Genomic DNA, 13,829 nt, shown 5'->3' on the forward strand with positions numbered 1-13,829 from the left:
GTGAGCGGCGTGGGGTGTACGGATTCTGCAGGATGAGCGCGGTTTCGGCTCGTGACAGCTCCTGGGTGTCCACTACAGCGTGACAAACCTCAAGCCGTCGGGCGGGCGTACTCGAACCATGCACGTCGTCTCTGTCATCGGGTCCGACTCGTCGACGCTCGTCGAACGACTCGTCGAGCGACTCGCCGTCGAGGGTCGCGTCGCCACCGTCTCGAACCTTCCGCAGTCGCCCGCACCGGGGTTCGAGGAGAGCGTGACGTTCGGCGGTGCGGGTGCAGGCGTGACGTACGGTCTGGGGGACGGCTGGACCGCGCTCGGAGACGACCGTGACCTCTCCGACGTCGTCGACGACTGCGCGCCGGAGTACGACTACCTGCTCGCCGACGGGTTCCTGGAGGCGGACCTGCCGACCATCGTCGCCGGGAACCGCCCCGAGAACCCCGGTATCAGGGGTCTCATCCTCGCCACCGTCGACGCGGAGACGGCCGACCTGGACGAACTCGTCGACGTGGTCGAGGGGACCGAACCGCACGAGACGCTCGACTCGCTCGTCGCGGCAGTCAAGCGCTCGCCGGACGCCGAACGCTCGGGAGCCATCGCCACGTTCACCGGGCGCGTCCGGGCGAAGGATGACGACGACGACGCCCGGACCGAACTGCTGGAGTTCGAGATGTACGAGGGTGTCGCCCAGGAGACGATGGCGACCATCTCGCGGGAACTGGAACAGCGCGACGGCGTGTTCGAGGTGCGGATGTACCATCGCTCGGGGGTCGTTCGCGACGGTGAGGACATCGTGTTCGTGGTGGTGCTGGCGGGTCATCGAGGTGAGGCGTTCCGGACCGTATCGGACGGTATCGACCGTCTGAAGGACGAAGTACCCATCTTCAAGAAGGAGGTGACCACGGACGAGGAGTTCTGGGTCCACGAACGGTCCTGACACCGTTCCTAAATTATTTCATGGAAAATAACACGGCCATTACACCCGCAGGAGGTAATTAACGCCGTGAAACAGTCGCTGGCCACTCCTTTGATTCATATAGTATATGATAAGAATAAAAAATCGAGAGAGGGTTGTGAAACGTCTAAGAAAATTTGAGAGCTTCGTGAAAGGTCGGCGAGCGCTTTTTCGAACTCGAAATGGGCTGAAGCTATGTTAAGATTCTCTCCGTTATATACTCCCTCCGGAGAAAGCAGGGGTGAGGTCAGAGATGAGCGCAACAGCCCCCTCCCCCCAGACCGAAAGCAAAGAAGACCGACTCCGCTCGTACCTGCGTACGCAGGCCGAGAACGGTGAGATGTACTTCAAAGGGAAGTTCATCTCGGAAGACGTCGGTCTCTCACCGAAAGAGATCGGTGCGCTGATGGTCAAACTCTCCGACACCGCCTCAGACCTCGAAATCGAGAAGTGGTCCTACACGAGTGCGACCACGTGGCGCGTCGCCCTCGCATAGGGTAGCTCGCCAGCTCTCGACAGCCGACCCCCCAGATTCGACACCCCGACACCCCGACACACCCACCCCGCTCGACCGTACTGACACTCCCGACACGTCTCGAATCGGTCCCGTTCTTTCGGTCTCCGACGACACTCACGGGTAGCGCTCCGTCGTTCGACACTCTCAGCGAACGTTCGACGTGGCAGGAAGCTTATCCCACCAGCCACCGTTGCTTGGCGTAGATGGACGAGTTCGAGGAACCGCGTGCAGGCCCTCCCGTCTACGCTCTCCGCTCGGTCTTCCGCGTCTACGAGACCCGACGGGAGGGAGACCGCCTGCTCTACTTCGGTGATCCCATCGTCTCGCCGGACGCCCTCGAACGACACGTCTGGCCACTGTTTCGCGAGGCGGGCTACGAGGTGACCCTCCAGGTTCGGACGGGCGAGCACGTCCTCGTCGCCGAACCGCGCTCGACGGGACTCGACGGCATCCCGTGGACGAACGTCGTGATGGCACTGCTGACGGTTCTGACGACGCTGTTCGCGGGCGTAGAGTGGTACGACGCGACGGTGACGCTCGACGACCCGCTGTCAATCCTTCAGACGTGGCCGTTCGCCGTCGCGGTCCTCAGCGTCCTCGGTATTCACGAGCTCGGCCACTACGCGATGAGCCGCTACCACGACGTGAACGCGACGCTGCCGTACTTCATCCCCGTCCCGACCATCTTCGGGACGATGGGAGCGGTCATCAAGATGAAGGGCCGCATCCCCGACCGCGAGGCGCTGTTCGACATCGGCGTCGCGGGCCCGCTCGCAGGACTCGCCGCGGCCATCGTCGTCACGGCCGTCGGTCTCCAGCTGGAACCGGTCGCGGCCGGGCCGGTGTACGGGCTCGGGGGACTGAACTACCCGCCGCTCATCCAGTTCATCGCGACGGTGACCGGTGGCGAACTCTACCCACCCGGTGGGCGCGTCAACCCCGTCGTCGTCGGTGGCTGGGTCGGGATGTTCGTCACCTTCCTCAACCTGCTTCCCGTCGGCCAGTTGGACGGCGGTCACCTCGTCCGGGCGATGCTCGGGCGACGGCAGGAGACGGTCGGTGCGCTGGTGCCCGCGGGGCTGTTCGGACTGGGCGGCTACCTGCTGTTCGTTCAGGAGGAGACGCTGCAGTCCATCACGCTCTGGTTCTTCTGGGGGTTCGTCGCCATCGCGCTGGCGTACGCCGGTCCGGCGACGCCGGTCCTCGACGACGCGCTGGACCGACGGCGGATGGCCGTCGGCGTGTTCACGTTCGTCCTCGGACTGCTCTGTTTCACCCCGGTTCCGTTCACGTTCGTCTGAGGTCGCTAACGCGAGAACGGGTCCTTCTGTAGTACTCGCCCAGCGAGGGACGACTCAGTGCGTGTAGCCACGGTCCGGGAGCGGCTCACCGTTCATCGTGATGCTGGACTCGGTTACCTCGCCGACTTGCGTCACGGGCGTCGGCGACGCCGCCTGTGCGGCCGCAGGAGCGTCGGTCGTGAACACGAGTTCGAAGTCCTCGCCGTAGTGCGTAGCGAGTTCGCGGCGGTCCGCCTCGTCCTCGGCGACCGCCTCGACTGCCTCGTCGACAGGGAGCGTAGCCGAATCGACGGCGAACCCGCAGTCGCTGGCCTCCGATAGCTGGTGGAGCGAGCGCGCGAGACCGTCGCTGGAGTCCATCATCGCGCTGGCGTGGGGGGCGAGCGCCCGTCCGGCGGGGACCCGCGGAGGGAACTGGAACAGGTCGTTCGCGCGGTCGGGGTCGTCGGGGAACAGTCGAATCGCGGCGGCGGTCCGGCCGAGCGTTCCGGTGACGCAGACCGCCTCTCCGGGGGTCGCGCCCGACCGGCGGACGGGGTCGTCGGTCCTGCCGATGGCCGTCGTCGCGACGGTGAACTCCTCGTGGTCGTCGAGGTCGCCCCCGACGTACTCGGCGTCGACCGACGCACAGACCGCCTGTGCGCCGTCGAGGAACGCGCCGAGTTCGTCGCCGTCGAAGCGCGGGGCGGCGTAGACGGCGACCGCACACCGCGCACTCGCGCCCATCGCCGCGACGTCCGAGAGCGACGCGGCGACGGCCCGCCAGCCGGCGGTGTAGCGCGTCGTGCCCTCCGGGAAGTCGGTGGTCTCGTGGAGCATGTCCGTCGTCACCAGGAGGTCGTCCACGACGGCGGCGTCGTCTCCCGCCGCGGGGAGCGACCGGCCGACGAGCGCGAGCCCGGACCGTTCGTCCATACGCTCTGGTCGAGGGTACGAGCGAAACGCGTTGTGGTTCACCTGCTGCCGGGTCGGCGTGGGTGAATTCGACCCGGTTCGGTGGTTTGAAGCAGCCGACGCTCCCGAATCGAGGTATGGATGTCAACGTGCGAGCCACCGTCGTCGGGTTCCTGGCGGCGCTGCTCCTCCTCGGTGGACTCGTCACGTTCGTCGGTATCGACGCGACGCTGGACGCGTTACGGATGGCGGATCCAGCCATCCTCGCTCTGCTCCCGGTGGTAGCCGTCGCCTGGCTCACCGCGTGGGGGCTCTCGCTGCGAATCGTCCTCACCGTCGTCGGCACGCCGATCTCGACCGCGAAGGCGGTCGGCATCTACACCGCCGCGGTCTTCGCCAACAACGTCACCCCGTTCGGGCAGGCCGGTGGCGAACCCGTCACCGCCTTCCTCATCGCGGACGCGACGAACAACCGCTACGAGACCGGGCTGGCGGCCATCGCGAGCGTGGACGCGCTCAACCTGTTCCCGTCGCTCTCCATCGCGGCCGTCGGTCTGGGCTACTACGCGGCGACGGCGACGCTCGGTCGCCAGCTCCAGATCGCGAGCGCCGCCGTCGCCATCCTCGCCGTCCTCATCCCCCTCGCGGGCTACGCCGTCTGGCGTCGCCGGGACTCCGTCGAGGAGGGCATCACCCGAACGCTGACGCCGCTGGCGGCGGCCGTCACCCGATTCCTGCCGGGTCGGTCGCCGCCGAGCGAGGAGTCGGTCCGCGTGCGCGTCAACGGGTTCTTCCACGCCATCGAACGCGTCGCGACCGACCGGCGACAGCTGGTTCTCGCGCTCGGGTTCGCCACCATCGGCTGGCTGGCCCTGTCGACGTCGCTGTGGCTCTCGCTGTACGCGCTGGGCCACCCCGTGCCGCTCGCGGCCGCACTCCTCATCGTCCCCATCGGCTCCATCGCGTCCGTGACGCCGTTCCCCGGCGGACTCGGAGGTATCGAGGCGGTGCTCATCACGCTGCTCGTCCCGACGACGGGCATCACCGCCGCGACGGCGACGGCGGCGGTCCTCATCCACCGGGTGGCGACGTACTGGATTCCGACGGTTCTCGGTGGCGGGGCGGCGATGTGGTTCGGACTCGACCGGATGTAGAACGTTCGGGAGCACGTTTTTACGGTCCGTCGTCACACGACTGGACGATGCCCTCGTCGACCACGCTCCTCGCGTTCGTCCCGGCCGCACTCGCGCTCATCCTCGCGCCCGGTCCGGACACCGTCTACGTCCTCTCGCGTGGCGTGAGCGGCGGCCGCGAACCGGGTCTCCGGGCGGCCGCGGGCGTGGCGACGGGCGTCCTCGTCCACACCGCTCTCGTCGTGGCGGGCCTCGCAGCGCTGCTACGCGCCGTCCCGGCGGCCTACCGCGTCGTGAAGTACGCCGGCGCGGCCTACCTCGTCGTCCTCGGCGTTCGCGCACTCGCCGAGTCGGCGTCCGGCGGCGATGATGACGACGACGCTACCGTCGCGGCCGACCTCGACGCCGAACCGGCCGGTGGCTACCGGCGGGGACTGCTCGTGAACGTCCTCAACCCGAAGGTGGCGCTGTTCTTCCTCGCTTTCCTCCCCCAGTTCGTCTCGGGCGACGACCCGGTCGGACTCGCCACGCTCGGCGGAACGTACGCGGTCCTCACGCTCGGCTACCTCGGCGGCGTGGCGCTCGGTGCGGACTCGCTGGCCGAGCGTCTCGCGGGTCGGGAGCGAACGCTCGAACGACTCAGCGGTGCGGTCCTCGTCTCCTTCGGCGTCCTCACCGTCGTCGAAGACGCCGTGGCGGCCGTACCCGTTCGACGGTGACCGCGGCAGTTCGGGGCGTCGCTGTGGTGCTACGTCAACTGCTGACACGCCCGCGAACCATCGATGGCCTTAAACGGCGCGCGGGGGAGAGTTGGGGTAATGACGACGTTCTACGACGTCCCGGCCGACGACCTCATCGAGGCCGTCGCCGAGGAACTCGACCTGGAGGAACCGGAGTGGGCCGCGTACTCGAAGACGGGAGTCTCGCGAGAGCTCCCCCCCGAGCAGGAGGACTTCTGGAACGTTCGCGCCGCGAGCATCCTCCGCACCATCGCGAAGGACCAGCCGGTCGGCGTCGAACGCCTCCGCTCCCGCTACGGCGGCAGCAAGCAGGGCTCGACGCGCTACCGCGTCCGCCCGGACCAGAAGACCGGCTCCTCTGGCAAGATCATCCGCACCATGCTCCAGCAGCTGGAGGAGGCGGGCTACGTCCAGATCGCGGAGGGCGAGGGCCGACGCATCAGCGGCGAGGGGCGCGCGCTCCTCGACAACACGGCCAGCGAGGTCCTCGAGGACCTCGACCGCCCGGAACTCGAACGCTACGCGTAACGCCGCCGTAGCCACCGATTCTCTCGGCTCTCGACGCTCCCGAGCCGCTGCTGCCCTCGTTGCTCCTCTTGGCGGTCTACCTTCGACACGGTGGCGTCCGTCCCGCGATACGTGCGCGACGTGGCGTCACGGTTTTGTTTCGGAACCACGAAGGCCCGGACATGCCAGACGAGGACGAACTCGAAGAGCTTCGACAGAAGAAGATGGAGCAGCTGAAAGAACAGCAGGGCGGCGAGGCCGACGAGGAGGCGATGCAGGCCCAGCGCGACCAGGCCGAGGCCCAGAAGAAGGCGGTCCTGCGTAAGTACCTCACCGACGGCGCGCGCAAGCGTCTGAACACGGTGAAGATGTCCAAACCCGACCAGGGCGAGCAGATAGAGCAGCAACTCGTCGCGCTGGCGAAGTCCGGTCGCGTCCAGGACCAGATCGACGAGGACCAGATGAAGGAGCTGCTCCAGGAACTGACGCCGGACAAGCAGAGCTTCAACATCAAGCGGCGATAGTCGGCGCTTCTCTCTCGTCTCTCCTCGACCACCCGTAGCGACCCGCCTGCCACCGAGGGTCGAGCGATCGTCAGCTGACTTCTCTTTCGTGGCGCGATTCGCGCTCCCTCCGGTCGCACTTTCTGAACCGCGCTGCTCACGGGTCGCTCGCGCTCCCCGTTCGCGTCTCCGTGATTCTCACTCGCTCCCTTCGGTCGCTCGTTCCGAATCACGCTCTCCCTATCAGTTGCTTCAAGTACGTCTCGCGTGACCGTCGAGTATGTACGAGCGCATCAAGGGGTTCCGCGACTTCTACCCCGCCGAGATGTCGCCACACCGCGAGACCATCGACACCATCGAGTCGGTGGCGGCGCGCTACGGCTTCCGGGAGATAGCCACGCCCGCGCTGGAGCACGCCGAACTGTGGACCGACAAGAGCGGCGACGACATCGTCGACGAACTGTACGCCTTCGAGGACAAGGGGGGCCGACACGTCACGATGACACCCGAACTCACTCCCACCGTCGCCCGGATGGTCGTCGCGAAGGGCCAGGAGCTCTCCAAACCCATCAAGTGGCGCTCGACGCGACCGTTCTGGCGCTACGAGCAGGTCCAGCAGGGTCGGTTCCGCGAGTTCTACCAGACGAACGTCGACGTCTTCGGCGCGTCGGCACCCGAAGCCGACGCCGAGGTCCTCGCGTTCGCCGCGGACGCGCTGGTCGAACTCGGCCTCGACGCCGAGGACTTCGACTTCCGCGTCTCCCACCGCGACATCCTCGGCGGCCTGCTGGACTCGTTCGACCGCGACGTCGACACCGAGGCGGCCATCCGCGCGGTCGACAAGCGCGAGAAGGTCGAACCGGCCGAGTACTACGGGATGCTGGAGAACGCCGGGCTCACGTACGACGAGGCCCGCGAGTTCGACGACCTGCTGGACGTCGACGACCGGCAGGAACTGGTCGAGTTCGCGGGCACCGACCGGGTCCGCGACGCCGTCGAGAACCTGGACGCCGTCCTCGACGCCGCCGAGGACTTCGGGGCACGCGAGTACTGCACCGTCGCCCTCGACACCGCCCGGGGACTGGACTACTACACCGGAATCGTCTTCGAGTGCTTCGACACGACCGGCGAGGTCGGTCGCTCGGTGTTCGGCGGCGGGCGCTACGACGACCTCATCGAGGACTTCGGCGGCCAGCCGACGCCCGCCGTGGGGGTGGCGCTCGGCGTGATGAACTCGACGCTCCCACTCCTGCTCCAGCGTGCTGGCGTCTGGCCCGAGGAGGCGCTGTCGACGGACTACTACGTGCTGACGGTCGGCGACACGCGCGCGGAGGCGAGCGACATCGCCCGCGAACTCCGCTCGCGCGGCCACGTCGTCGAGACGGACGTGGCGGACCGCGGGTTCGGGTCACAGCTAGGCTACGCCGACGGCGTCAACGCCGAGACGGTCGTCGTCGTCGGCGAGCGCGACCTGTCGAACGGCGAGGTGACGGTCAAGGACATGACGAGCGGCGACGAGACGACCGCACCGTTCGACTCGTTCCTCGACGAGGCGGACCGCCCCACCTACGACGACTTCGCCTGACTCCCCGGACCGTCAGAGCTACCCGTCGGCCTCTCGCTCCCAACGCATGACCGACCGCCGACCGAACGTCCTGCTGTTGCTCACCGACCAGGAACGAGCGGACCTCCTCGCGCCCGACGGCCTCCCCGTCGAGACGCCGAATCTCGACCGGCTACGGGCCGAGGGGACGTGGTTCGACCGGGCGTACACGCCCGTCAGCATCTGTACGAGCGCCCGCGCGTCGCTCCTGACGGGGCTCTACCCCCACGCCCACGGGATGCTCAACAACAGCCACGAGGCGGACGCGGTGCGGACCGAACTCCCGCCGGACGTGCCGACGTTCGGGGAGCGCCTCCGAGACGCTGGATACGAGAACACCTACGCCGGAAAGTGGCACGTCGACCAGCGACGCGGCCCCGAGGCGTTCGGCTTCGAGTACGTCGGCGGGGCCGACGACGTGGGCTACGCCGACGCCGACCTCGACGACGAGATTCGCACCGCCGACGGGACGCTCGTCTCGGCGAGGACGACCCGACCACCCGAGTCACTGCCGGCCGCCCGTCTCGCCGACCGAACTATCGAGATGCTCCAGCGGTGGGCGGACGGTACGAGCGGTGCGGACGGCGGGCCGTTCTTCCACCGCACCGACTTCGTCGGCCCGCACTTCCCGTACGTCGTCCCCGAACCGTACGCCTCGCTGTACGACCCCGAGGACGTCGACCCGTGGCCGTCGTACGCCGAGACGTTCGCCGGGAAGCCAGCCGTCCACGAGCGCTACCGCCACTACCGGGGGGTCGCCGACTTCGACTGGGCGACGTGGGCGGAGGCGGTGTCCATGTACTTCGGGTTCGTCACGTTCATCGACGAACAGGTCGGGCGAATCCTCGACGCGCTCGACGACCTCGGCCTCGCGGAGTCGACGGCCGTCGTCCACGCCGCCGACCACGGCGACTTCGCCGGCGCGCACCGCCAGTTCAACAAGGGGCCGCTGATGTACGAGGACACCTACCGCATCCCGCTTGTCGTCCGACACCCGTCGGTCGAGGGCGGGAGGCGCTCGGACGCGTTCGTCCGTCTCCAAGACCTCATGCCGACGTTCCTCGACTGGGCCGACGCGCCGGTGCCCGACGGCCTCCACGGCCGAAGCATCGACCCCCTTCTCGCGGGCGACCGGCCCGACGACTGGCCGACGTCGGTGTACGCCCAGTACCACGGCGACGAGTTCGGTCTCTACTCCCAGCGGATGGTCCGGACCGACCGGTACAAGTTCGTCTACAACGGCCCCGACCGGAACGAACTGTACGACCTCCACGCGGACCCCCACGAACTCAACAACCTCGTCGACCACGCCGACTACCGGGACGCCGCGAGCGAGACGAGCGACCGACTCGTCGAGTGGATGGAGCGCGTCGACGACCCGCTGTGTGGGTGGGTCCCCGAGACGCTCCCCTGACGGCGACACGTCGCGGGGAGAGAGCAGGTGCCGACGAGGGCGGTGGCCGGACCGCGACTGCCGCGGAATCAGTTCGCTCAAGGCGAGGGATACGCGACTCTCGACCATGCGAGCGTTCCGTGTCGCATACGACGGCACCGCCTTCCGCGGGTTCCAGCGCCAGCCGAGCGTGCGGACCGTCGAGGAGACGCTGTTCGATGCGCTGGCCGAACTCGGAGTCTACGACGCGGAGCGCTTCCGACCCGAGGGGTACGCCGCGGCGGGCCGAACAGACGCGGGCGTCTCCGCCCTCGCCCAGACCGTCGCCCTCGACGCACCGGACTGGCTCGGGCCGAGCGCGTTCAGCAGCGAACTCCCCGCCGAGGTCCGTGTGTGGGCGAGCGCCGACGTTCCGGACGACTTCCACGCGACGCACGACGCGACGGAACGCGAGTACGCCTACCACCTCCACGCGCCCGACGCGGACCCGGACCTCGCCCGTGCGGTCCTCGACGACCTCTCCGGGCCCCACGACTTCCACAACCTCACCCCGGACGACGACGGGACCGAACGGACGCTCGCGACGGCGCTCCACGAGGACGGTCCGTTCCTCGTCGTCGTCGCCCGCTCGGACGGCTTCCCCCGCTCGTTCGTCCGCCGACTCGCCACGCTCGTCGGCGACGTCGCTACCGGCGCGCGTGACCGCTCGTTCGTCGACCGGGTGCTCTCCGAGGAGGACCTGGGCGGCGGCGACGCCGTCGGGACGGCCCCGGCCGAACCGCTGGTGTTGACGGACGTCACCTACCCGGGCGTCGAGTTCGAGCGTGACGAGCAGGCCGTCGCCAGCGCCCGCGAGGTGTTCGAGGGCCGGCGCGTCGAACGCGAGACGGGCGCGCGCGTCGCGGGACGGATTCGCGACGAGGTCTCCGACTAGTCCCAGTCGTCGGGCCAGAGGTCGGCCGCGCGCATCCCGCGCTCCGCGTCGGCCTCGCGCAACTGGTCGGCGAGCGTCCCCGGGTCCACCCGGTCCAGCGGGTCGGCCGAGGCCAGTTCGTCGACGAGCAGTGCCGTCAGGATGGCGTGTTCGCGGACGTCGCGGACGTCGACCTTGTCGCGCGTGTCGGCGTGGGTGTGCCCCCAGCCGCGGCCTCGCTCCGCACCGTCCGGTGGCTGGCTGTGCAACTGGAGCGCCGGGACGCCCGCCCGGACGAACGGCCAGTGGTCGCTGTACGGGTGGGGCTGCTCGGTGACCGAGAGCGGCTGTCCGGCGTCCGCGACGACCCGCTCGGCGAGGTCGTGGACGCCGTCGTGGCCGTGGACGTACGCCCGGAGGTTCCGCGCACGACCTGCGCCGTCGACGTTGACCACGGCCTTCACCGTCGACAGGTCCAGCGAGTCGGCCAGCGCCTCCGCACCCATCAGCCCGGTCTCCTCGCAACTGACGCCCACCAGCCGGACGCGGCAGTCGAGGTCCATCGTGGCGAGGATACGTGCGGCGCTGACGACCGTCGTGATACCACAGCCGTTGTCCTGCGCCCCCTCTGCGATGTCGTGCGCGTCGAAGTGCGCGACGACGACCACCTCCTCGTCCGTGTCGGGGCCGAGCGTCCCGACGACGTTCCGGCTCTCGGCGCGGTCGGTCGTCGCGCTCACCCGGACGGTCGCCTCCGCACCCAGGTCGGCGTACTCGGTGAGCCAGTCGCCCGTCTCCGTCGAGACGCCGACGCCGGGCATCGCCGCCTCGGCGTCGAACTTCAGCGAGCCGGTCGGCGGGAGCTGGCCGGGGACGTGGTTGGCGAAGACGAACGCCTGCGCGCCCGCGGCGGCCGCGTGGCCGAACTTCTCCATCCGGTGGACGAACCGGCCCTTCTCGGGCGGCGTGTCGGTGCTGGCGACGGCGATACCCCCGGCCAGTTCCTCGCCGACGTCGTCTATCTCGTCGGGCGTGCCGTAGCCCACGTCGACGAGCGGCCCGGTGACGTCGCCCGCCGGGGAGTACGGCAGCGCGATGGTCTCGAACGAGCGCTCGACCGGTTCGCCGTCGCGCTCGGCGCGAACCGCGAGTTCCGCGTCGCCGCGCGTCCAGCGGTGCATCTCGAACGGTTCGACCTGGGGGTCGGCGTCGACCGCCTCGAACGCCTCCGAGACGAGGTCGGCGGCCTTCCGCTCGCCGGGGGAGCCGCCCATCCGGTCGCCGAGTTCGGTGAGTCGGGTGAGGAACGTCCACGGGTAGTCGTCGCGCCACGCGCGCCCGAGCGCGGCGTCGGTGTCGTCGTCCATGGACGGGGTTCGACCGTCGGGGGGAAAACTGTGGCCGCCTCGACCCGGCGCTCGGCGCGCCCGGCGACGCGCACTCCGGTGACCGAAAAGCGCGTGACAGCGTAGTGAACCGACGGCGTTAACACGCGTGCAAGCAACTCTCAGCCATGAGTTCGGTTCCCGACCGTGGGGAAGTCGACGAGGAGTACAAGTGGAACCTCGCGGACCTCTACGACGACGACGAGGCGTGGGAGGCGGCCTACGAGGACGCCGAGGAGGAGGTCGAGGCGCTCGCCGCCTACGAGGGCGAGTTCACCGAGGACGCCGCGACGCTGCTCGCGGCGCTCGAACAGTACGAGCGCACGATGCGACTCGTCTCGAACGTCTACTCGTACGCCAGCATGCGGAGCGACGAGGACACGCGCGACCAGGAGTACCAGGCGTTCCAGGCCCGCGCACAGTCGCTGTACGCCAGCGCGTCCTCGGCGTCGAGCTTCATGGAGCCGGAGCTGCAGGACGTCTCGCGGGAGACGCTCGACGAGTTCGTCGAGGAGGAACCCGAACTGGCGGAGTACGACCACTACTTCGACGACGTGCTGCGGATGAAGCCGCACACGCGCTCCACCGAGGTGGAGAACCTGCTCGCCGAACTGAGCGAGGTGACCGGCGCGGCCGGCGAGGTGTACACGATGCTGTCGAACGCCGACATGGAGTTCCCGAGCGTCGAGGGGCCGGACGGCGACGAGGTGGAGGTGACGCAGTCGAACTTCACGAAGCACCTCAAGCACCCGGACCGCGAGTTCCGCCAGCGCGTCCACGAGTCGTTCTACGAGGAGTGGGAGTCGGTGCGGAACGCCGTGGGCGCGTCGTTCAAGAACAGCGTGAAGGCCGACACGAAGCTCGCCGAGGCGCGCAACTACGACACCGCCCGCGAGGCGGCCCTCGACGGGCCGAACGTCCCCGTCGAGGTGTACGACACGCTCGTCGAGACGGTCAACGACAACCTCGACGTCCTCCACGACCACGCCGACCTGAAACGCGAGGCGCTCGGGGTCGACGAACTGCAGATGTGGGACCTCTACGCGCCCATCGCCGACGGCGAGAGCCCCAACGTGAGCTACGAGGAGGCCAAGGAGTACATCGTCGACGCCGTCGAGCCACTGGGCGAGGAGTACCAGTCCCGACTCGCGGAGGGCCTCGACTCGCGCTGGGTCGACGTCTACGAGAACACCGGGAAGCGCTCGGGGGCGTACTCGGGTGGCACGTACGACAGCCAGCCGTTCATCCTGATGAACTACCAGGACGACATCGCCTCGATGTTCACGCTGGCCCACGAACTCGGCCACTCGCTGCACTCCGACCGCACCAGCGACGAACAGCCGTTCGTCTACTCGAACTACGAGATATTCGTCGCCGAGGTGGCCAGCACCGTCAACGAGACGCTGCTCACCCACCACCTGCTGGAGACGGTCGAGGACGAGCAGTTCCGCCGCCACGTCCTCGACGAGTACCTCGAACGGTTCCGCTCGACGCTGTTCCGCCAGACGATGTTCGCGGAGTTCGAACAGCGCGCCCACGAGAAGAGCGAGGCGGGCGAGGCGCTCACCCCGGACGTGCTCGACGACATCTACGGCGACCTGAAGCGGACCTACTACGAACCGGCCGAGGTGGACGACGCCATCGCGCGCGAGTGGATGCGCATCCCGCACTTCTACCGCGCGTACTACGTCTACCAGTACGCGACGGGCATCTCGGCGGCCGTCGCCATCGTCGACCGCATCCGGGACGAGGGCGACGTGGCCGCCGAGGAGTACCGTCGCTTCCTCGACTCCGGCGCGCGGGAGTACCCCCTCGAACTGCTCCGCATCGCGGGCGTCGACATGGCGTCGCCCGACCCCGTCGAGTCGGCCATCGCCACGTACGGCGAGTTCGTCGAGGAGATGCGAGAACTCGTCGTCGACTGAGGGTCGCTCCGTCTGACGGCCGGAATCGTCGGGGACCCAAAGTCACTTTTAGCTCAGTCA

General features: G+C 68.5%; 13 protein-coding genes. 11 read left to right on the plus strand and 2 right to left on the minus strand.

Annotated features, from left to right (window positions below):
* The first annotated feature begins 118 nt into the window (after positions 1-118).
* The 3 genes from MX571_RS08180 (at position 119) to MX571_RS08190 (ending at position 2,773) form a co-directional block, all read left to right on the plus strand.
* The gene (locus MX571_RS08180) at positions 119-937 is read left to right on the plus strand and encodes a molybdopterin synthase (RefSeq protein ID WP_247415334.1); all 819 of its coding nucleotides are present in this window, start codon (positions 119-121) and stop codon (positions 935-937) included.
* A 271-nt stretch (positions 938-1,208) separates the two neighbouring features.
* Positions 1,209-1,451 (plus strand): DUF7123 family protein, encoded by a 243-nt coding sequence (locus MX571_RS08185; RefSeq protein ID WP_247415335.1) that lies wholly within the window; start codon positions 1,209-1,211, stop codon positions 1,449-1,451.
* A 224-nt stretch (positions 1,452-1,675) separates the two neighbouring features.
* A complete protein-coding gene (locus tag MX571_RS08190) occupies positions 1,676-2,773 on the plus strand; it encodes a site-2 protease family protein (protein WP_247415337.1) in 1,098 nt (365 codons plus the stop codon).
* A 54-nt stretch (positions 2,774-2,827) separates the two neighbouring features.
* Here MX571_RS08190 and thiL read toward each other — a convergent pair whose 3' ends face one another.
* Complete coding sequence (thiL, locus tag MX571_RS08195) at positions 2,828-3,688, minus strand: thiamine-phosphate kinase (RefSeq protein WP_247415338.1); 861 nt, start codon at positions 3,686-3,688, stop codon at positions 2,828-2,830.
* Positions 3,689-3,804: 116 nt separating this feature from the next.
* On the opposite strand from thiL, the gene MX571_RS08200 reads away from it, so the two are divergent.
* The 7 genes from MX571_RS08200 (at position 3,805) to truA (ending at position 10,480) form a co-directional block, all read left to right on the plus strand.
* Positions 3,805-4,821 (plus strand): lysylphosphatidylglycerol synthase transmembrane domain-containing protein, encoded by a 1,017-nt coding sequence (locus tag MX571_RS08200; protein WP_247415340.1) that lies wholly within the window; start codon positions 3,805-3,807, stop codon positions 4,819-4,821.
* Positions 4,822-4,868: 47 nt separating this feature from the next.
* Positions 4,869-5,519 (plus strand): LysE family translocator, encoded by a 651-nt coding sequence (locus MX571_RS08205; RefSeq protein WP_247415341.1) that lies wholly within the window; start codon positions 4,869-4,871, stop codon positions 5,517-5,519.
* Between the two features lie 99 nt (positions 5,520-5,618).
* On the plus strand, positions 5,619-6,068 hold the full coding sequence (locus MX571_RS08210; RefSeq protein WP_247415342.1) for a 30S ribosomal protein S19e: 450 nt from the start codon (positions 5,619-5,621) through the stop codon (positions 6,066-6,068).
* A 161-nt stretch (positions 6,069-6,229) separates the two neighbouring features.
* On the plus strand, positions 6,230-6,571 hold the full coding sequence (locus MX571_RS08215; RefSeq protein WP_247415344.1) for a DNA-binding protein: 342 nt from the start codon (positions 6,230-6,232) through the stop codon (positions 6,569-6,571).
* A 259-nt stretch (positions 6,572-6,830) separates the two neighbouring features.
* Positions 6,831-8,135 (plus strand): histidine--tRNA ligase, encoded by a 1,305-nt coding sequence (gene hisS / locus MX571_RS08220; RefSeq protein ID WP_247415346.1) that lies wholly within the window; start codon positions 6,831-6,833, stop codon positions 8,133-8,135.
* 46 nt (positions 8,136-8,181) lie between these two features.
* Complete coding sequence (locus MX571_RS08225) at positions 8,182-9,567, plus strand: sulfatase family protein (RefSeq protein ID WP_247415347.1); 1,386 nt, start codon at positions 8,182-8,184, stop codon at positions 9,565-9,567.
* A 106-nt stretch (positions 9,568-9,673) separates the two neighbouring features.
* Positions 9,674-10,480 carry a tRNA pseudouridine(38-40) synthase TruA gene (truA, locus tag MX571_RS08230; RefSeq protein ID WP_247415349.1) on the plus strand — a complete coding sequence of 269 codons (807 nt, stop codon included), beginning with the start codon at positions 9,674-9,676 and terminating at the stop codon, positions 10,478-10,480.
* Here the strand turns inward: truA and MX571_RS08235 are convergent.
* Positions 10,477-11,826, minus strand: a complete 1,350-nt coding sequence (locus tag MX571_RS08235; RefSeq protein WP_247415350.1) for a M28 family metallopeptidase — start codon at positions 11,824-11,826, stop codon at positions 10,477-10,479. The two genes, truA and MX571_RS08235, sit on opposite strands and share 4 nt — an antisense overlap.
* Before the next feature lie 146 nt (positions 11,827-11,972).
* Between MX571_RS08235 and pepF the strand changes: the two genes are divergently transcribed.
* The gene (gene pepF / locus MX571_RS08240; RefSeq protein ID WP_247415352.1) at positions 11,973-13,769 is read left to right on the plus strand and encodes an oligoendopeptidase F; all 1,797 of its coding nucleotides are present in this window, start codon (positions 11,973-11,975) and stop codon (positions 13,767-13,769) included.
* The last annotated feature ends 60 nt before the right edge of the window (positions 13,770-13,829 follow it).

Origin of the sequence: Halomarina salina (genome assembly GCF_023074835.1) — an archaeon.
GTDB lineage: Archaea > Halobacteriota > Halobacteria > Halobacteriales > Haloarculaceae > Halomarina > Halomarina salina.